This is a genomic window from Sporosarcina sp. ACRSL (assembly GCF_022346605.1).
Taxonomy (GTDB): Bacteria; Bacillota; Bacilli; order Bacillales_A; family Planococcaceae; genus Sporosarcina.
Genome location: NZ_JAKRNT010000003.1, coordinates 155,245 through 175,553, shown reverse-complemented (window position 1 = coordinate 175,553; position 20,309 = coordinate 155,245). Strand labels below are relative to the sequence as shown.

Annotated in this window: 19 protein-coding genes; 17 read left to right on the top strand and 2 right to left on the bottom strand. The window is 47.5% G+C overall.

The window, feature by feature from the left end; genetic code table 11:
- Positions 1-23: 23 nt before the first annotated feature.
- From MHZ92_RS06050 to MHZ92_RS06015, 8 genes are all read left to right on the top strand, one after another.
- On the top strand, positions 24-1,646 hold the full coding sequence (locus tag MHZ92_RS06050; protein WP_239430685.1) for a long-chain fatty acid--CoA ligase: 1,623 nt from the start codon (positions 24-26) through the stop codon (positions 1,644-1,646).
- 469 nt (positions 1,647-2,115) lie between these two features.
- Positions 2,116-3,399, top strand: a complete 1,284-nt coding sequence (locus tag MHZ92_RS06045) for a DUF4139 domain-containing protein (RefSeq protein WP_239430684.1) — start codon at positions 2,116-2,118, stop codon at positions 3,397-3,399.
- Between the two features lie 289 nt (positions 3,400-3,688).
- Positions 3,689-4,300 (top strand): DedA family protein, encoded by a 612-nt coding sequence (locus tag MHZ92_RS06040; RefSeq protein WP_239430683.1) that lies wholly within the window; start codon positions 3,689-3,691, stop codon positions 4,298-4,300.
- Between the two features lie 3 nt (positions 4,301-4,303).
- The gene (locus tag MHZ92_RS06035; protein WP_239430682.1) at positions 4,304-5,131 is read left to right on the top strand and encodes an undecaprenyl-diphosphate phosphatase; all 828 of its coding nucleotides are present in this window, start codon (positions 4,304-4,306) and stop codon (positions 5,129-5,131) included.
- An 85-nt stretch (positions 5,132-5,216) separates the two neighbouring features.
- Positions 5,217-5,918, top strand: coding sequence for a response regulator transcription factor (locus MHZ92_RS06030; RefSeq protein ID WP_239430681.1), 702 nt, complete (start codon positions 5,217-5,219; stop codon positions 5,916-5,918).
- Positions 5,908-7,266: a HAMP domain-containing sensor histidine kinase gene (locus tag MHZ92_RS06025; RefSeq protein WP_239430680.1), complete on the top strand. Its 1,359-nt coding sequence runs from the start codon at positions 5,908-5,910 to the stop codon at positions 7,264-7,266. The genes MHZ92_RS06030 and MHZ92_RS06025 overlap by 11 nt, the downstream gene beginning before the upstream one ends.
- Before the next feature lie 46 nt (positions 7,267-7,312).
- Complete coding sequence (locus MHZ92_RS06020; protein WP_239430679.1) at positions 7,313-8,035, top strand: PepSY domain-containing protein; 723 nt, start codon at positions 7,313-7,315, stop codon at positions 8,033-8,035.
- A gap of 108 nt (positions 8,036-8,143) precedes the next feature.
- Positions 8,144-8,968: a PepSY domain-containing protein gene (locus tag MHZ92_RS06015; RefSeq protein ID WP_239430678.1), complete on the top strand. Its 825-nt coding sequence runs from the start codon at positions 8,144-8,146 to the stop codon at positions 8,966-8,968.
- Between the two features lie 62 nt (positions 8,969-9,030).
- Here MHZ92_RS06015 and MHZ92_RS06010 read toward each other — a convergent pair whose 3' ends face one another.
- Together MHZ92_RS06010 and MHZ92_RS06005 are read right to left on the bottom strand one after the other, a co-directional pair.
- Complete coding sequence (locus tag MHZ92_RS06010; RefSeq protein ID WP_239430677.1) at positions 9,031-9,765, bottom strand: MBL fold metallo-hydrolase; 735 nt, start codon at positions 9,763-9,765, stop codon at positions 9,031-9,033.
- A gap of 259 nt (positions 9,766-10,024) precedes the next feature.
- Positions 10,025-11,107, bottom strand: a complete 1,083-nt coding sequence (locus tag MHZ92_RS06005) for a CdaR family transcriptional regulator (RefSeq protein ID WP_239430676.1) — start codon at positions 11,105-11,107, stop codon at positions 10,025-10,027.
- A 184-nt stretch (positions 11,108-11,291) separates the two neighbouring features.
- On the opposite strand from MHZ92_RS06005, the gene MHZ92_RS06000 reads away from it, so the two are divergent.
- The 9 genes from MHZ92_RS06000 (at position 11,292) to MHZ92_RS05960 (ending at position 20,302) form a co-directional block, all read left to right on the top strand.
- Positions 11,292-12,416: a glycerate kinase gene (locus MHZ92_RS06000; protein ID WP_239430675.1), complete on the top strand. Its 1,125-nt coding sequence runs from the start codon at positions 11,292-11,294 to the stop codon at positions 12,414-12,416.
- Between the two features lie 17 nt (positions 12,417-12,433).
- Positions 12,434-13,780, top strand: a complete 1,347-nt coding sequence (locus MHZ92_RS05995; protein ID WP_239430674.1) for a GntP family permease — start codon at positions 12,434-12,436, stop codon at positions 13,778-13,780.
- A gap of 402 nt (positions 13,781-14,182) precedes the next feature.
- A complete protein-coding gene (locus MHZ92_RS05990) occupies positions 14,183-14,641 on the top strand; it encodes a flavin reductase family protein (protein ID WP_370644633.1) in 459 nt (152 codons plus the stop codon).
- Between the two features lie 137 nt (positions 14,642-14,778).
- A complete protein-coding gene (locus MHZ92_RS05985; RefSeq protein ID WP_239430673.1) occupies positions 14,779-16,326 on the top strand; it encodes a 4-hydroxyphenylacetate 3-hydroxylase family protein in 1,548 nt (515 codons plus the stop codon).
- Entirely contained in the window at positions 16,323-17,174 is an 852-nt protein-coding gene (locus MHZ92_RS05980; RefSeq protein WP_239430672.1) for an alpha/beta fold hydrolase, read from the top strand. Before MHZ92_RS05985 ends, MHZ92_RS05980 begins: the two co-directional genes overlap by 4 nt.
- A complete protein-coding gene (locus MHZ92_RS05975) occupies positions 17,167-17,874 on the top strand; it encodes a carboxymuconolactone decarboxylase family protein (protein ID WP_239430671.1) in 708 nt (235 codons plus the stop codon). Before MHZ92_RS05980 ends, MHZ92_RS05975 begins: the two co-directional genes overlap by 8 nt.
- Position 17,875: 1 nt before the next feature.
- A complete protein-coding gene (locus MHZ92_RS05970) occupies positions 17,876-18,601 on the top strand; it encodes a CoA transferase subunit A (RefSeq protein WP_239430670.1) in 726 nt (241 codons plus the stop codon).
- A complete protein-coding gene (locus MHZ92_RS05965) occupies positions 18,567-19,190 on the top strand; it encodes a 3-oxoacid CoA-transferase subunit B (protein ID WP_239430669.1) in 624 nt (207 codons plus the stop codon). The genes MHZ92_RS05970 and MHZ92_RS05965 overlap by 35 nt, the downstream gene beginning before the upstream one ends.
- On the top strand, positions 19,187-20,302 hold the full coding sequence (locus MHZ92_RS05960) for a muconate cycloisomerase family protein (RefSeq protein WP_239430668.1): 1,116 nt from the start codon (positions 19,187-19,189) through the stop codon (positions 20,300-20,302). The genes MHZ92_RS05965 and MHZ92_RS05960 overlap by 4 nt, the downstream gene beginning before the upstream one ends.
- Positions 20,303-20,309 lie beyond the last annotated feature (7 nt).

Genomic DNA, 20,309 nt, shown 5'->3' with positions numbered 1-20,309 from the left:
ATTGCAAAAGGGGAGCGATTTACATGATGCAAACACCATTATTACTTTCATCGTTCATTAAGAGGGCTGAGCAGTTTTTTCCAAACAAACTGATCATTTCCCGTACGGGGCCTGACACGATCCATCGTATTCCGTATAGTGAATTTGCGAAACGGACGAGAAAACTTTCCAATGCATTAGCGAAGCTCGGTATGAAGCACGGAACGAAAGTGGGAACGTTCGGTTGGAACCATCATCGCCATTTGGAAGCATACTTTGGCGTGCCGAGTACAGGCGCCATCTTGCATATGGTGAACATACGTCTATCACCAGAGCATATCGCGTATGTCATTAACCATGCGGAAGATGAAATTCTGCTCGTCGATGATAATCTATTTCCTCACTTAGAGAAGCTGGCACCGCTACTGAAGACGGTGAAACATTACGTCATTATGGGAGACAGCACCGAAGTACCGGAATCGACACTTCCAAATGTCCATTCCTATGAGGCGCTGCTTGCGGAGGCTTCGGATCAATACGATTATCCAGAAGACTTGGATGAAAATACACCCGCGGGAATGTGCTATACGTCTGCAACGACAGGCAATCCGAAAGGGGTCGTCTATTCGCATCGCGGCATCGTGTTGCACAGTTTCGCGCTTGGTTTGGCGGATGCGATGGGTTTACGAGAAAGCGATGTCATCATGCCAATTGTGCCAATGTTCCACGTAAACGCATGGGGGATGCCGTTTGCGGCGGTTTTCTACGGCTCAACGCAAGTACTTCCAGGGCCAGGTTTCACTCCGCAGCTATTGCTTGATTTGATTGAACAGGAAAAAGTGACGTTGACGGCTGGAGTGCCAACAATTTGGCTGGCCGTTTTGAAAGAGCAGGAGCAAAATCCAAGGGATCTCTCCTCGGTTCGTGGCATCGTAAGTGGGGGATCGGCATCGCCGAAAGGGTTGATTCGCGCATTCGAAGAGAAACTTGGTGTGCCGTTCTATGTCGGCTATGGAATGACCGAAACATCGCCGCTCGTCAGCTTATCGGTCTATACGTCCGGCATGGAAGATTTGCCGATGGACGAACGGATCGATATCCGTGCGTTGCAAGGGTTGATCATGCCGGGGCTTGAAGTGAAAGTTGTGAATGAAGACGGCGAAGTGCCGTGGGACGGCAAGACGATGGGCGAACTGGCGGTACGCGGTCCTTGGATTGCAAGTGAATATTACAAGGACGACCGGACGGAAGAAGCGTTCAAGGATGGCTGGCTTTACACGGGAGACATCGCCGTCATGACGGATATCGGCTATTTGAAATTGATGGATCGGACGAAGGATCTTATCAAGAGTGGCGGCGAATGGATTTCATCCGTCGACCTGGAAAATGCGTTAATGACGCATGAGGCTGTGTTCGAGGCGGCTGTCATCGCCGTACCGCATGAAAAATGGCAAGAACGCCCGCTTGCGTGCGTCGTGTTGAAGGAAGGGAAAGCGGCAGACGAAGCGATGAAAGCTGAACTCCTTGCCTATTTGGAAAACCAATTTGCAAAGTGGTGGGTTCCAGACGACGTCGTGTTCATGGACGAATTGCCAAAAACATCCGTCGGCAAGTTCCTCAAAGCCGCTCTGCGCGAACAATTGAAAGGCCATGTGTTGGAAGTGTGAAAATGTTCCACCCGCTTTTGGTAGCGGGTGGTTTTTTAATGGAGTTTTCCATGGACGCTTTTCGGCGAAACGGTGGTAAAGTGCTTCAAATCGGTGGTAAATCCCCATGAGTGGTGATAAACCATCTCTAAGCGGTGATAAAGTGGTCACGAACGGTGATAAACTCCCTCTAAGCGGTGATAAAGAGATCGTGAGCGGTGATAACGCGTTTTAGCATTGAAATCCACCATCGAAAAGGAACTTTCCTATTTGAATTGTAGTCAGTCGGTGATAAATTTCTCCGAGTCGGTGATAAAACGTCAAGAGTCGGTGATAAACTCCCGCAAGTCGGTGATAACCAGTGCCAAGTCGGTGATAAACTTTTATTTCACCTTACCGCATTAAATCCACCAGAAAAGGGAATAGCGTATAGGGAGCATATGCAATGGAAAGTGTATAGGAATGTTCAATCACATAGGAGGTAGTAAGTATGCTGAACCGAATACCGAAATCCCAGACGACCGACTGTTCCCTTACTGTTTATAATGATGGCTTTGCGCTTGTGAAAGATACACGTTCCATCCCACAATTAGAGGTAGACGACTTGGTCTATTTCGTTGGGGTGTCTAGGAAGTTGAAGCCCGATTCCATTATTGTGGAAGGTTTGGATGTATCGGAGCTTGTGTATGAGTATGATTTGATGGATGAATTGAGGATTTTTGAAAGGTATATCGGCCGTCAGCTGACGATTAAAGATCCTTTTTCAAAACAGGATCGGGTGTACACGCTGTTGCGTGGAAATGGACCGATCGTTATGCAAGACGTTGAAACGAAAGAGCTTATTGTGAATCCGAAAGGTGAGATTCGATTCCCGGAAATTGACGGCGGGAATCATGTGGAGCCTACGCTCGTATGGAAAGTTGCCGAGCAACGAAGTGAAGAAGTATGTGTGTCTTATTTGACAGGAGGCGTTACATGGGAGGCCGATTATGTCATTTCCATGCACGGCGACCATTTTGACATGTCGGGCTGGGTATCGATGAAAAACTATTCAGGTGTCGCTTTCAATGATGCACAACTTCGCCTCATTTCAGGGAAGCTGAACAAAGCGGGCAATGAAAAGGAACAAAAAAGCGCAGATTTGTCGCGGAATGAAATGCAGAAGACCGAAGCATTCTCCGATTTCCATACGTACACCTTCCCGCGGACCATCGATCTGGAGGACCGTCAACAGAAGCAGCTGCGACTTCTTTCGGCAGCGAATTCAAAAGCGCGCGTCATTTATGAAATCAATGCACAGACATCCAATCCGGACATTTACATCGAATTCGAGAACACGAAGGAAAACGGTCTCGGCATTCCGTTGCCGGCAGGAGTTTTCAAAATGTATCGAACGAATCCCGATGACGGCAGCGCGGAATTCATCGGCGAATACGCCATAAAGCATACCGATGTGAATGAAAAAGTTCGCTTGAAATCAGGAGAAGCATGCGACATTGAAGTGAAAGCTAAAAAATCAGGAAAATATAAGGAAGGCGGATACGAGTATACCGAATACGAATACAGCATTTGCAATACGAAAAGTACTCCAGTCGAAGCGGTCATCCGTCAACAAGTTCCTGGTCATTTGTGGACAGTCGATGAATCGACACATGAATGGCAGAAAAAACGGGATAAAATAGTGTTGCCTGTCCAAGTTCCTGTAGATGTCGAGGAAAAGGTGAAATTTACAATCCGCCACGATCGTTCCGCAAGAAGGACGATTGGATTTTAAACATCCATTGCCGGGGATATCTCCGGCATTCGGATGTGTTTTGTCCACATGTGGATAAAATGCATTGATATCACCTCATTTTTCAGAAATTATAAACATATAAACAATCTTACCCACAGTTTTCGGTGCATAAGTCTACTGGGACGGACTTATCCACGGCATCCTCATTCATACTCTTCGCGTTGTGTGCGTACAATTTCATCAGGACTAAATTGGAACTTATAAAGAGATGTCGACGTCCGATAAAGAGGATAAGTGAATGAATTTTATTACGACCAGGGAGAGTGCAATGGATAATTGGATAACGGAAATAATTAGTGAGCATGGTTATATTGGAGTTTGTCTTCTTCTATTAATTGAAAATCTATTTCCTCCCATCCCATCGGAAATCATTTTGACTTTCAGTGGTTTCGCGACGGGTTTTACATCAATGACGAAAATGGGCGTCATCATCGCGGCCACGATCGGTTCGGTCGTTGGTGCAATGATTTTATATAGTATTGGTTTGCTGATCGATGTGGAAAGACTGGAGAAAATTGTGGAGACACGAGGACGCTGGCTGCGTATAACGAAAAAAGATTTGAGGAGAGCGGATAGCTGGTTCGATAAATATGGGCCATGGACCGTATTTTTTTGCCGTCTCGTTCCGCTTGTCCGAAGCTTAATTTCGGTTCCGGCCGGAATGTCCAATATGAATTTCCCTCTATTTATCATTCTAACAACTATAGGAAGCCTCATTTGGAACGCAATTCTTGTTACGGTAGGGTATTCAGTCGGTGAAAATTGGGAGTCCATTGTCCATTACACCGACATCTATTCAAATGTAGTTTATGTGATACTAGCAATCGGCGGTATTGGGGTTATCATTGGCTACCTCCGCTTCCGTAGAAAGAGGGCATAGTCGATGGATTTATTGGAATTACTAAAAGCGCTGATCTTAGGTTTTGTAGAAGGGATGACGGAATTTGCTCCGGTCTCCTCGACAGGCCATCTTATTATTGTGGATGATATGTGGTTGAAGACGGAGGAATTTCTCGGCAAGTACCCGGCAATTACATTTAAGATTGTCATCCAGTTAGGTTCGATTTTGGCGGTTGTCGTCGTATTTTGGAAGAGGTTGTTCAGCTTGGTAGGCTTGTATAAAATCGACGGTAAGAAGATAACATCACGTTTTAATCTAATGCACGTCATCGTCGGCATGCTTCCTGCAGTTATTCTCGGATTTGCATTCAAAGATTTGATAGATGATTATTTATTTGGTGTCGAAACTGTTATTTTTGCGCTTATCGCGGGGGCACTCCTCATGATAGCGGCGGACAAATTCGGACCGAAGAGACCGAAAATCCAATCATTGGACCAGATTACATATCGACAAGCATTCACCGTAGGGCTCGTCCAATGTTTATCATTGTGGCCTGGCTTTTCACGTTCGGGTGCAACGATTTCAGGCGGCGTCCTATTTGGAATGAGCCATAGAACGGCAGCGGACTTCACATTCATCATGGCAGTGCCGATTATGGCAGGTGCGAGTCTAGTGTCGGTCATGAAAAACTGGGAATATATCTCGATGGATGATCTTTCATTTTACATCGTTGGGTTTATAAGCGCTTTCGTTTTTTCTCTTATTTCGATCCGTTTCTTCTTGAAACTGATTTCAAAGGTTAAGCTTATGCCGTTTGCGTTATACAGAATCTTTCTAGCAATCATCTTAGCAGCAATCGTATTTTTATAATGATATTAAACGACTCTTCTATGGGTCGTTTTTTATTCTTCCAAAGGTTTTCTGCTACACTAAAGAAAAAACGGCGGTGAGGAATTTGAGTGAGCAAATATTGATTGTTGAGGATGAAGAAGCAATCGCGCGCGTCCTTCAATTGGAGCTTGAGTTCGAGGGTTATTCAGTCGGCGTCGCACATTCGGGGACGGATGGCCTTATTAAGTTCAGAGAGCAGGAGTGGGATCTCGTGCTATTGGATTTAATGTTGCCGGGAATGAACGGTTTGGATGTGTTACGGAGAATCCGGGCGGCGGAAGACGGCACGCCTGTTATTTTATTGACTGCGAAAAGCGATGTGGAAGATAAAGTGAAGGGGCTTGACTTAGGGGCGAATGATTATGTCACGAAGCCGTTCGAAATAGAAGAATTGCTTGCCCGCGTAAGGTCTGCCATACGTACTTCCCGAAAGAAAGTTGTCGTTAAAGATGAACACTTACATGAGTTTGCCGGATTATCGATTCATGAGCAGTCACGGGAAGTGAAGCGCGATGGAATTTCTATTGATTTGACGCCGAGGGAATATGATTTATTGCTGCATTTGATACGGCATCCGAATCAAGTGCTGACGCGTGAACAGTTGCTTGACGCGGTGTGGGGTTATGACTATTACGGGGATACGAATGTCGTCGACGTCTATATCCGGTATGTTCGGAAGAAAATCGATCACAAGGATCAACCATCCCTTATACAAACGGTCCGAGGCGTCGGGTATGCGTTGAAGGAACCAGTCCATGAAGCTTAAAAAGAAGATTCATCTCTTTTCGACCCTGTTAATGTTTATTCTTCTTGTTCTTTTGAATGTCCTCATCTACTTTCTTTTCGGGAAGATGTCTCATAACACGGAATATGAACAATTGCTTGGCCGTGCGAAAGAACTGACTGTAGCGATAAGCAAATTGGAGACGGAAGCGGACGCCGACCTCGTGTTGCGTGCGTTTGTTCCGGCAAATGGTGCCATCTCCATTGTTGACAGCAACGACAAACCGCTTAAAAAAATCCAATCCGTCGCTGGACTTGGGAACGTCAACAATCAAGTGAAATCGGGCGATTCATATACAATTGACCGTTTCGATGGTACAGATGCATTCTCCATCTCGATGCCGATTATCTGGCCGACAGGCGAAGTCGTTACGATGAATTTGACGCAGTTGCTGACAGACGTTGAAGAGAATATGCGGGTACTGAGGTATGTTTTGATCGGTGTTACGGTGTTTGCGATGATTCCGATCACCCTCTCTAGTATGACGCTCGGTAGGATTGTCACTCAACCAATCGAGAAACTTATAACGGCGATGAATAAAAGTCGGCAATCCGGGACGTATGAAAAAATGACCGGCGTCGTGAATGGAAATGACGAGCTCGCGCAAATGGAGCGGACGTTCAATGAGATGATGGTACAATTGGAACAAAACTATAGGAAGCAAGAGCAATTCGTCTCGAACGCTTCCCATGAATTAAAAACGCCATTGACTGTCATTGAGAGCTACTCCCGTTTACTAGCTAGACGAGGTCTTGAAAATCGGGAAGTCGTCGATGAGGCGCTGAATGCCATCACCTCCGAAACGGGCAGGATGAAAGAAATGATTGAGCAAATGCTCGACTTGGCGAAGAGCAGCGGGTTTCAAGCATTCGAATTTGAACAAGTTGATTTGACATATTTACTGGAAGCCGCGGTCAAACCATTGAGGCAAGCATATGGCAGGGAAATCATTATCGAGGCAGATGGGCCGACCATCGTTGAAACGGATGGGAAGTTTGTGAAGCAATTGTTGTTCATTCTCCTCGATAATGCACGGAAATATAGTGACCGCGAAATCTTCACTGCCATTGAAGACCGAGAGACCGAAGTGGAAATCACCGTAAGGGATTATGGGAAGGGGATTCCGCAATCGGACTTGCCGCATATTTTTGATCGTTTTTATCGCGTCGAATCAGACAGGAGCAGAAAAACTGGAGGAACCGGTTTAGGACTTTCCATTGCGAAGGAGATTGCTGATGGACTTGGCGCGACATTGAGCATTGAAAGTGTGGTCGACATAGGTACTGTCATCCGTGTTTTGATTCCGAAAAAACAGCAACGTTCTCAGTAAATTTTAATGTTGAGGCGGTAAAATGATGAAAAGGAGGATTTCTTGTATGGACATATTGAAAATACCTTGGTTCATCGCGATTGTCTTGACTGTCATCATTGTTATCGCCGGACAGCTATATACATCAGGGAAGCTGACGAAGGCAGAAGCTATGCCAAAAGAGGAAATCCGTACCCAGCTAGAGACGATTTACGATGGAGAAGTGAAAGATCTCGTTTTGGATGGATCTGTATATAAAGCAATTGTTACGAAAATAGGGGCGGAATATGAAGTGGAAGTCGACGCGGCAACGGGCAATGTTCTCTCCCTCTTCCAGACAAAAGAAACATCTGATATTGTGATGGATTCTGGCGAAAGCACAGAGGAAACAATGCCGTCTGCCGAAAAATCAGCAGGCCAAAAATCGGAGAACAGTATGACCGAAAAGGCGGATGAAAAAGCTGCGGATAAGACTCCAAGCAATGTGCCGGAAAAGCCAAAGTCGGACGTGAACAAGACGACGACTAAGCCAAAACCGTCAAACCAACCTGCTAAACAAGAAAAGAAGAGGGTTCTCATCTCTGAGCAAGAGGCAATGAAAATCGGTTTAGCCCAATTGCCGGCCGGCACAGTTGGCGAAGTCGATGATGTGGATTTTGTGAATTCGGCGGATGGCGGCTATTATTTAGTGGAGATCGACATAGATACTGAAGATGACATGGACGAAGTCACGTATCAGATCCATGCGATATCAGGCAAGGTTTTGACTGTTTCTTGGGATGATGAATGAATATGAGAGGTTTCACAGAATCTCTCATCAAACTCTAATAATCCTCTCAATCTCCTCTCATCTTCACGGGGTAGTATGAAGATAGAAACAAAAGGAGGAGAACAAAACATGAAAAAAAGATGGATGTTGATTCCTGCAATGGCAGGAGTGGTAGCGATCGGTAGTGTTGCAATGGCGGAGGATTCTGCTCCAAGCGCTAAAAAGCAGGCAGAAAAACTGATTTCATTGCAGGAAGCGAAACAGGTGGCGACACAGAAAGTGAAAGGCGGAATCGTGACGGAAATCGAATTGGATAAAGACGATGGCCGGTACCATTACGACATCGACTTGAAAGATGAGAAATACGAGTACGATCTAGAAGTGGACGCATTCACGGCTGAAATTATCAAGTTTGAGAAAGAAGTCGAGAAGGACCGTAAGCAAGTGAAATCGGGTAATCTGTTGACGCAAGAAGAAGCGATCGCTATTGCGAAGAAAAAGGCAGCAGGTACAGTCAAAGAGATTGAGCTAGATGAAGATGATGGTCGTAAAGTATATGAAATTGAAATCAAAGACAATGAATTCAAATACGAATTTGAGATTGATGCTGTAACAGGCAAGGTTTTAGAATTTGAGAAAGCCCGTTACCACAGCGCGAAAAAAGAAGTGAAAGCACAGACGGAAAAAGTTGCAGCTTCCACAATGAACGTCGTTGAACCAGCAAAGGAAAAACAGTCTGTGAAACCGGTTGAAAACAAGAAATCTAACAAAATGCTGACGAAGGAGCAAGCGATTGCGATTGCTAAACAGCATGCGAGCGGCGTCGTAACTGACTTCGAGCTGGATGATGATAATGTCTATGAAATCGAGATGGAAGACGGCGACATCGAATACGAGTTCGAAATCCATGCATACACTGGCAAAATCCTTTCATTTGAACGGGATGATGATTGAGGTATTGAAGATAAATAGAGCGGGTAGCTGAGATGCTACCCGCTTTTTTGTGGTCTTTCCATTCAAACCTCATAAACCTTCCCGACAACTGCCAATTCTGCATCACCTTCGTAAACTCCTTTAGCCGCGTCCAAAATTTCCTTTTGGTCACCGTGTAAAGGTAGATGCGTCAATAAAAGGCGGTTCGCGCCTGACAGTTTTGCGAGTCTTCCCGCTTCGCTGCCCGCCATATGTCCTGGCGATTTTCCAAGGTGCTCTTCATACAAATTTGCTTCGCTAATCAACAGACCTGTTCCGCTCGCAAATTCCACAAGTCTGTCATTCCACTCTGTATCTGCAGTCAAAGTAACGGAACGGCCGTCCACTGTGAATTTCATGGCAAGACAATAGACGGGGTGGATCGTTTCACAGAATGTTACTTCAAATGGCCCGATCTGAACGATATCCGTTTCCTTCACAGCGACACCGATCGTCTGCTCCTTATATGATAAGTTCGCAAAGTTAGTTTCATCCTTGTCATGCGCATAGATCGGTAATGCCGGAGCCGGTTTCCCGAGATAATAATTAATGAGCCGGCTATATTGCAAACTTCCGATGTCCGCAATATGATCTGCGTGATAATGGCTGATCACGACGGCATCCAAATCTTCCAACTGGACATAATTTTGCAAGGAGGCGAGCACCCCACTGCCGCAATCGACGAGGCAATGAAACCCATCATGTTCAATCAAAAAAGATGAAGTGGCCCCATTCGCTTTCGGATAACCACCCCAAATACCGATTGGAATTACTTTCATACTCAACAGCACCTCCATGGATACAAATTATTTTCAATAATACAGCTAGTGTACACGAAAACATAGTGCAATACTGAAACTTCCCTCCCGTGAATTGAGGGTGAATTGTAGTCAAACGGTGATAAAGTGTCGAGAGTCGGTGATAACGCATTGAAAGTCGGTGATAAAGTGCTTTAAGTCGGTGATAACAGGCCGAGAGTCGGTGATAAACTCGCCTAAGTCGGTGATAACCATTTTCCGATTTCAATATTGGACATTTTTACTGGGCATTTCTCAAAAGAAGCGCAATTTGCAGAGTGACCGCGTCGCGGAAGCGTGTCGGGTCTAAGGACGTCAGCTCTTTCACCTTCTTCAATCGGTATGTCAGCGTATGGCGGTGAATCTCAAGCGCGTCCGCAGCTACTCCTATCACTTGATCGTGTTCGAAAAATACTTCCAGCGTTTCGATAAGCTGCGTGTTCAGACTGGCAAGAATCCGGTTGGAAAATCGCTCACTCAAAGGGGATGCCCCGCTTTTCAACAATGCAATCAGTTCAACATCATCATAGAAGTTAATCCGCAGCTTCGAGTGCCCGTACTGGAGTGCGTACTTTGCTGTTTCATAGGAATGGGCAATGCCTTCAAGGTTATTAACGGGAAGACCGACGCCGATTTGCACGGACGAATCCTTGTGGAACAAAGAAAGCATCGTATCCAACTTCCTTTCAAGAATGGGTTGTCTAACATCGGACAAGACAATAAACAATTCGTTTAATTGAGAGTGGCCAATCAAAACGGATTGCCTCTCGAATTGGTCTTCCATTGTTTCAATCAGTCGATACGGGGAAGCCGGCAAGTTTGTCGTTTTTACAAGCAGTGTAACATATGGTTCCTTCAACTTGAATTCCAGTAGCGCAAGCCTATCGGCAACAATTGGAGATAGTGGTCCGCCGTCGGTCAACTCTTCGAAAACGAGCTCCTTAATCTTCCGTTTCCATTCCGACTCTGACGTAATCAGTGCCTGATGCACCATCATTTCGGTCGTCAATTGGACGAGCGTGGCGATATCGTTCAAATCTTCCGGGTTGCCCGTGATGCCAATGACGCCGATCAATCGGTCCTTATAATGGATAGGCATGTTCACACCTGGTTTTGTTCCATGCCAGTCAGCTATGTTTTCATCCGTAATCCAAAGCGTTTCCTTCGTTTTCGCGACATGAGCAGCGCCTTCGTGAATCCGGTCGATACGCTCCCTGTCTCCGGATGCCAAAATCATCCCATTCGTATCCATGACGTTCAAATTTCGGTTCAGCCGGACCATCGTTTGTTCCACGATTTCCTCTGCCAGCTTCTTCGTAATCAAAAAATCAACCCCTTGTATAAAAATAAACTCATTTTTTATTCGAAACTTATACTTCAAGTATAATGTATTTCTGTTTTCGAAACATATAATTAATTGTAAGCGTTTTAACTTACCTCAAGCTCGATAATAATCCGGACATGAATACGCCAAGATGTAATTGAATTAATAAGTGGAGGTGGCTCCTATGAAAGTAATTTTGGCGCCTGATTCGTTCAAAGGAAGTTTGACGGCTATCGAAGCCGCAGAAGCAATGGCGAAAGGGATCCGTGACATCGATCCAGACATTAAGACGGTATTGCTCCCGGCTGCGGATGGCGGTGAAGGAACGATGCGGAGCTTGGTCGATGCAACTAATGGAAAATACGTGACTGTCACTGTGGAAGACCCACTTGGCAGACCGATAGACGCCACATACGGAATTCTTGGAGATAGTGAAACATGTGTGATAGAAATCGCCGAAGCCTCAGGACTCATGAGGTTGCACGAAAATGAAAGAAATCCGTTAGAAGCATCTTCCTTTGGTACAGGAGAATTGATCGTCCATGCGCTTACAAGCGGGTATCGGAAGTTCATCATCGGTCTGGGTGGAAGTGCGACGAATGACGGAGGGGCAGGGATTCTTCAAGCGCTCGGTTTGCGTTTGTTGGATGTAGAAGGAATGGATGTGCCGAAAGGGGGAGGAGGACTCGGGCAAATTAGCTCCATTGACCGTTCAAAATGGGATGTCCGCATTGATGAAAGCAAGTTTATTATTGCCAGTGATGTAAAAAATCCATTTGTTGGTGAAGAAGGAGCATCCGCTGTTTTTGGTCCTCAAAAAGGGGCGACTCCGGATGACGTGGGCGTCCTTGACGGGAATTTGCGCAAATTTGCCGACGCGATTGAAAAGGAAAAAGGAATTGCCCTTCATTCGAGGGAAGGTGCGGGGGCTGCCGGAGGAGCGGGAGGTGCGTTCCTGGCGTTTTTCAATTGTGAAATGAGACAAGGGATTGACGTTGTGCTCGATGCGATCGGATTTGAGGATGCAGTGAAGGACGCGGATTTGATTATAACCGGTGAAGGGAAGACGGATTTGCAGACGCTTTCCGGCAAAACGCCGTTCGGAATTGCGAAGGTGGCACATCGGGAAGGGAAGCCTGTCATTCTTATTTCGGGGGCTGTAGACGAAGAAAGCCGTGCCGTACTGTCTCCGTTATTTACGGAAGTCCACGCGATTATGGATGAAGACTTATCCGTGGAAGAAGCAATCAGTAACGCTTTCGATCATTTGCGTGTGAAAACAAAAAAGGTGATGGAATCGTTTAAATAAAAAAAGGGGTGTAGGGAATGTTGATTGCAATGATTTTGTTGAGTGTTATTCTCATCGTCGTGCTAACGGCGGTATTCAAGATCCATCCGTTTTTATCTTTGCTAGCGGGGGCGTTTTTCGTCGGAATTACGACGGGCATGCCGCTGTTGACGGTCGTTAAACATGTGAATGAGGGCTTCGGAGGATTGATGCAGGGAATCGGACTCGTCATCGTGGCAGGTACAATTATCGGGATTATTTTGGAGAAATCGGGTGCCGCATACCGGATGGCGGAAGTCGTGTTGCGCCTCATCGGAGAAAAGAGGCCACAGCTGGCGATGTCCATCATTGGGTATATCGTATCCATTCCAGTTTTCTGTGATTCAGGTTACATTATTTTATCGAGTTTGAAGAAAGCATTGGCGAAACGTGCGAAAGTTGCGATTGCGTCGATGGCTGTTGCACTTGCCACTGGGTTATATGCAACGCATACATTAGTGCCGCCAACTCCAGGCCCGATTGCGGTAGCTGGAAATATTGGAGCGGAAAGTTATTTAGGTACGATTATTTTAATTGGCCTTCTCGTGGCCATCCCGGCAACCATTGTCGGATATTTGTGGGCAGTGAAGGTCGGAACGAAGATTTCTGTGCCGGAGGATGTCGAGGATAACGGTCTTGATTATGATGAAATCGTTAAATCGTTCGGTCAAATGCCGTCGACGTTCAAAGCTTTTTTACCGATTGTCTTGCCAATTGTCTTGATTGGTATCGGCTCTGTTGCGAAATTGACAATGCCGGAGAGCGGATTCAACAACTTCCTTCAATTTTTAGGTGCTCCGACTGTTGCTTTGTTATTTGGTGTCCTCGCGGCGTTCTTATTGTTGCCGAAATTGAATGAAGAGACGTTGACGTCATGGATTGGGGAAGCATTGAAAGAAGCGGCACCAATTTTGCTCATTACAGGGGCGGGTGGCGCGTTCGGGCGAGTCATTTCGAATTCAGGTGTTGCCGAAATGATTGGTGAAATGAACTTCGATGCGTTAGCTGGCGGCTCTTTATTCCTTCTCGTTCCGTTCGTTATTGCGGCAGCGTTGAAAACGGCTCAAGGTTCGACGACTGCTGCGTTGGTCATTACATCAACATTAGTCGCACCGCTTCTTCCGGCAATGGGAATCGAAGGCGCAATTCCGTTAGCTCTAGTTGTCATGGCAGTCGGTGCCGGTGGAATGATGGTGAGCCACGTGAACGACAGCTTCTTCTGGGTTGTCACGGAATTCAGCGGCATGAAAGTGACGGATGCGTATAAGGCTCAGACGATGGCGACATTGCTGCAAGGTATAACGACAATTATTGTTACAATGATTCTTTGGATGATATTAGTTTGATGAGTAGGCGCTAATTCCTTTCGGGGGATTGGCGTTTTTTTGAATGAAACTTGCTGGAATGTAGGAGAGTGGTGATAAACTCCATTTAAGTGGTGATAACGGTCGGCTGAGTGGTGATAAACTCCGTTTAAGTGGTGATAACAGTCAGCTGAGTGGTGATAAACCTCGTTATCGTCGGTGGTAAGTGTTGAGAATCGGTAATAAAGTGTCGAGTCGTGGTAAAGTGCCGAGAGTCGGTGATAAAACCGCACAAGTCGGTGATAAACCTTCCAAGTCGGTGATAACCCTCCAACCAGCATAAGCCAACCCTTTCCATGCATACAGTAAACTAGTCTAAGTTGTCCATATGCGCGTAAATACGAATAGAACAGTTACTGGAAAGGAGATGAATGGATGGGTGAAATGGCGATGGATCGTCGAGAGCTGCGCAATTGTTTCGGTCGGTTTGCGACGGGCGTGACGGTGGTGACGTGCTTGCATGAACAAGGGTCGCATGGGTTTACGGCCAACTCCTTCACTTCGGTTTCGCTCGATCCGCCGCTTGTGCTTGTGTCGGTGGATCGTAAAACGAGGGCGCTGCCTTACTTGAAGGGGAATCGATTTACGGTCAATATTTTACGGGACGATCAGCAGCAGACGGCGATGCATTTTGCGGGCAAGTCTCAACATCCGGCTCCGTTTGAATGGGACGGCACACGGATTGCTGGATCGCTCGCTTATATCGACTGTGATCCGTGGGCGGAGTATGACGGCGGCGACCATGTTTTAATTGTCGGGAAAGTTACCCGGTTCGAATATGAGGATGGGGCACCACTCGCCTTTTACGGCGGCAAGTTCTCAAAAGTGGCCTCTCCGGAATAAAACATATGGCTAGTTTTTCGGTAGAAGTAGTAACCGGGGAACTCGCCATTTTTTATTCGACGATCTCGTTCACTTCGGCATTTTTTCCATGAGACAAGCATACGTATAGGTGTAATGGGAGAAGAAGGAGTGAATTCATGCCAGTTGAACAGGAAAAGAAGACCGTCTTGCCACTGACAGGCAAGGAGTATTTGGAAAGCTTGAAGGATGGACGGGAAATTTGGCTACATGGCGAGAAGGTGAAGGATGTCACAACGCATCCCGCTTTCCGGAATGCTGCGAGATCGATCGCTCGGCTATACGACGCCCTTCATGACGAGAAAACGAAAGAAATTTTAACAGTCGAAACGGATACGGGGAATGGCGGCTTCACGCAAAAGTATTTCCGTGTGGACAAGAGTGCGCAAGATTTATTGGAATCCAGAAATGCAATTGCACAATGGGCACGCCTGACGTACGGGCAGATGGGGCGGTCGCCGGATTACAAGGCGGCATTTCTTGCAACGCTCGGCGCTGACCCAGATTACTACGGAAAGTATGCGGATAATGCTCGGCGGTGGTATAAAGAAGCGCAGGAGCGGAATTGGTATTTCAACCACGCGATCATCAATCCACCAGTGGACAGGCATAAGCCGCTCGAGGCAGTATCTGATATTTTTGTCAGAGCAGTCGGTGAAACGGAGCAGGGGGTTATCGTCAGTGGGGCGAAGATGGTCGCAACCGGCTCTGCATTGACGAATTACAATTTCGTCGCCCACTATGGCGCGGCGCCGATCACGAAGGAGGAGTTCGCACTTGTCTTCGTGGCGGCAATGGATACGCCGGGAGTGAAGCTTGTCAGCCGTGCGTCGTATGAAATGAATGCAGCTGTCATGGGAAGTCCGTTTGACTATCCGTTAAGCAGTCGGTTCGATGAAAACGACTCGGTCCTCATTTTTGATAATGCGCTCATCCCTTGGGAGAACATCATCATTTACAAAGATATAGAAAAAGTGAACAGCTTCTTCGCGGATAGTGGATTCTTGCACAGATTCACCTTCCATGGCGTGACGAGACTCGCGGTGAAGCTTGACTTCATTTCCGGTTTATTGCTGAAAGCCGTTAAGATGAACGGTTCCGACCAATTCCGCGGTGTCCAAGTGAATGTCGGCGAGGTTATTGCTTGGAAGAACATGTTCTGGGCACTGAGTGATGCAATGGCACTCAATCCAGATGAAGGGCGGAACGGAACGAAGCTGCCGAATTTGAATTATGGTCTTGCCTACCGGATGTTCATGTCTGAAGGATGGCCGCGAGTAAAGGAAATCATCGAAAACGTCGTCGCAGGCAGCCTGATTGCACAACCATCCAGTGCAAGGGACTTCCAAAATCCGGAACTCCGTCCGCTTCTCGAAAAACTGTACCGCGGTTCTTATGGAATCAAGGCGGAAGAGAAAATCAAGCTCATCAAATTACTGTGGGATGCTCTCGGAACGGAATATGGCGGCAGGCACGAGCTGTATGAGCGCAACTACTCCGGCAACCACGAAAACATCCGGCTCGAAAACTTAGTCGTCGCCAATATGAGCGGGCAGGCGGACCAATTCGAAAAGTTCGCTGAGGAATGTATGAGCGACTATGATCTGAACGGCTGGACGAACGATACGTGGGTCAACCCGGATGATGTGAGCTATTTTAAAGGATGACGAAGCGACTATATAAAGTAGAGCTCGGTGAACACCATTTGCAACTTATCGATTACCCCGGTGAAAAAGGGACGATCATCGCACTTCACGGACTCACCGGGACGCATAAGAATATGCTGCATTATGCGCAAAACTTGCAGGGTGATTACCGGTTCATCGCTATCGATCTAAGGGGAAGGGGCGACAGTTCGGGGATGGATAGCGCCCCCTCCATCTTCTCGCATGCTCAGGACGTGAAAGACTTAATTGCCGTATTGGGAATAAATGAACCGATTTTGCTCGGTCATTCAATGGGGGCCTATATTTCCGCAATTGTCGCAAGCGAAATTCCGTCCGTGAAAGGGCTCATCTTACTGGACGGTGCCGCGCAGATGTCGGGACGCCAACACGATATTGTGAGGCCGTCGCTCGGAAGGCTCCGGAAGTCATATGAATCGAAGCGGGCGTATGTCGAGGAGCTGAAGCAACTTTATAAACGGCTCGGCATCAAGTGGACTGATGCTGTCCAGGAAATTGTGGAGTACGAAATCCATGGGACGAGCAACGGCTGGATGCACAAGTCTGCGAATGAAAACATCGAAGAGGACATTGCCAGCTTTGATCTTTTCAACCCGATTGAAGTGATGAGGAAAATCACTTGCGAGACGTTGCTCATTCAGGCGAACGGGGAAATCGGGTCATTCCCTCCGTTCTTCACGGATGCTAATTACGAAGAGACGAAAAAATACACATCGAAACTGACGACGTTCCATTCGGATTGCAATCATTACACAATGGTCTTTGAAAAACGGGATGACATCTTGGCGGCAATCCGGGATTTCTTGGATGGGGTGATGAAGAATGAGTGATGGATTGGCTTACTTCAAGGAAGTGTATGGCGCGGTTCCCGAATGGGTTGGAAAAATGCACACCTACCGGCCGGATGCACTTGATCATTACACGAACTTACGCAGCGCGATCATGGAGGACGGGCTTTTATCCAGCAAGGAAAAAGACCTTCTTCTCGTTGGAATCAATGCGGCAAGATGCTACGAGCGGAGCATGCTCTATCATACGAAAGGTGCTATCGATAGTGGCGCCACCATTCCGGAGCTGATGGAGTACTTGCTCGTAGCGTATCTATATGGTGGACAAAACGCGTTGCAAACTGGCATTCAATCAGTGAAATATGCCCTGTCTTTGAAGGGATTGCCGAAGGGACATGTTCTTTATGTATATGAGCTGGAGTACGTGCTCCGTTATTTCATTTCCATCCTGGAGGAAGTGGATGCACCGTTTGTCTCGAACATATTGAAGGCACCGGAGGAACTGCGGGATGACTTGCTGTTAGTAAGAGGGGTCGTCAGCGCGAAGATGAAATCACTCCTCATGGTCGGCATCCATAGTGCCGAACTCAAGGGGCGGGAAGCAGGAAGATGGATGGAGCAAGCGCGTTCTCATGGGGCGACTGAAGGGGAATTGGCGGAAGTCGGTCTCATCTGCCTGTTGACCGCAGGCATTCCGGCATGGTTCGAGGCGAGTGATTCCTTGTTCGAAGGGGACGACTAACATGGCCATCATCTATGAACGGGTTGAAAATGCCCTTTCTGCAATAAAAAGCGGGATGACGATCATGGTAGGGGGCTTCGGACTCATCGGTGCGCCACTTACCTTGATTGAAGGTCTAACGGGGAAAGACGTCGAAGGGCTTACGATCATCAGCAATAATCTTGGCGAAGCGGGCGAGGGGCTCGGCGTGCTGCTCCGACAACAGAAAATCCGAAAAGCGATTGGCTCCTATTTTACGAGCAACCGGGAAGTCGGCGAAGCATTTCAGCGAGGGGAAATCGACTTGCAGCTTCTTCCCCAAGGGACGTTGGCGGAAGCAATGCGAGCAGGGGGAGCGGGAATCGGCGGTTTCTATACGAAGACAGGCGTCGGAACGGAGCTCGCACGCGGGAAAGAGGTGCGGGAAATTGATGGGGAACCGTATCTGTTTGAAAGGGCATTGCGTGCTGATGTGGCACTAATCCGTGCGCATAAAGCAGATACGCTTGGCAATCTCATCTATTATAAAACGGCCCGGAATTTCAACCCCGTCATGGCAACCGCAGCGGATCTCGTCATTGCTGAAGTTGATGAGATTGTTGCAGCCGGTGAGTTGTCTCCGGAAGAAATCGTCACGCCACATCTATTCGTCGATCGGCTCCTCATTGCGAAGAAAATCCTGACGAAGGAAGGTGTCGTCCATCGAAAACAGTGTGCAAGAGTTGATTGCGAGACGTGCTGCTCGTGAACTGAAAGGCCCTGCTGTCGTGAACTTGGGCATCGGCATTCCGACACTCGTGGCGAAGTACGTTGAAAACGAGCTCGTCCACTTTCATACGGAAAACGGTCTGTTAGGCGTCACGGAAGTAGAGGAAGAGGACCCGAACTTGGTGAACGCAGGGAAACTGCCGGTCGGCGAACGTGTCGGTGCTTCGTTTTTCAGCAGTGCGGAATCATTCGAGATGATCCGCGGCGGGCATATCGATGTTGCGATTCTCGGCGCCCTTCAAGTCGATGAAACCGGACGCATCGCCAATTGGGCCATACCTGGCAAGAACATTATCGGCGTTGGCGGCGCGATGGACTTGCTTGTAGGCGCCAAGAAAGTGATCGTGACGACTTCCCATTTGACGAAGGACGGCAAAAGCAAGCTCATGAAAGCATGCACATTTCCGCTCACGTCAACCCGCAGCGTCGATCTGATCATTACAGAATTGGCCGTATTTACTGTCGTGAATGAACAGCTGATCCTGACGGAGCTCATGCCGGGAGTCACGCTCGAGCAAGTGCGGGAAAGTACAGAGGCCCATTTCGACGAAGGAGGGTTCGAGCTATGAACATCCGCTCGCTCGATGTCGTTATTGTGGATCTTCCGACGATCCGGCCTCATAAACTTGCGATGCATACGATTGTCATGCAGACGATCATCCTCGTCCGGGTGACTGGGGAAGACGGGCTCGAAGGTTGGGGAGAAGTCGCGACAATTGGCGGCGCATCGTATTGTGCAGAAACACCGGAAGCAATCAAAATGAATATCGAAAAGTATATAAAGCCTCTCGTCATCGGACGGAATGCAGCCCATTTCGATGCGATTTCGTATACCGTCAATAACCATGTCGTCGGCAACACGTTTGCGAAGGCGGCAGTGGAAGCGGCGGTCATCGAGCTTGCGGCGAAGACGAGAGGAGTCTCCGTCCATGAACTATTCGGCGGACAGATCCACGACTCGTTACCAGTCGCTTGGACGCTCGCAAGCGGGGAGACGCGAAGGGATATTGAAGAGGCGAAGGAAAGTTTACATGCGAAACGGCATAACATTTTTAAGTTGAAAATTGGCATGGGAGACCCAAAACGGAATGTCGACCACGTGCTGAAAATCAAGGAAGCCGTAGGGGACACGGCGAGCATCCGGGTTGATGTCAATCAAGCATGGGACGAGACGACGGCAATGTATTGTATCGAAGCGCTGGAGGACGGTGGCATTGACTTGATTGAACAGCCGTTGCCCGCTTGGAATAAGGAAGGGATGTCGCGTCTTGCTTCGAGGTTCAAGGTGCCGATTATGGCTGATGAGTCGCTCGGTTCGTTGGAAGAAGTCTATCAAGTGGCGAAGCATAGGTCGGGAAATGTATTCTCTCTCAAGCCCGCAAACGTTAGCGGTCTGACTGCGACGAAAAAAGTGGCGGCGATTGCGGAAGCGGCGGGGATTTCCTTATATGGAGGAACGATGATCGAATCGGCTCTCGGCACGGCAATTTGCGCGCATCTCTATTCGACAATCCCAGAAATGAAGTACGGCACGGAGCTGTTCGGCCCGCTTTTATTCACCGATACGATTACGACAAATGCGATTGTATATGAAGAGTTTCAGTTGAAAGTCCCGAATGGCCCAGGCTATGGGATGGAGATCGATGTGGAGAAGATCTTCCATTATGGAAGAGATTTATAATAAAAAA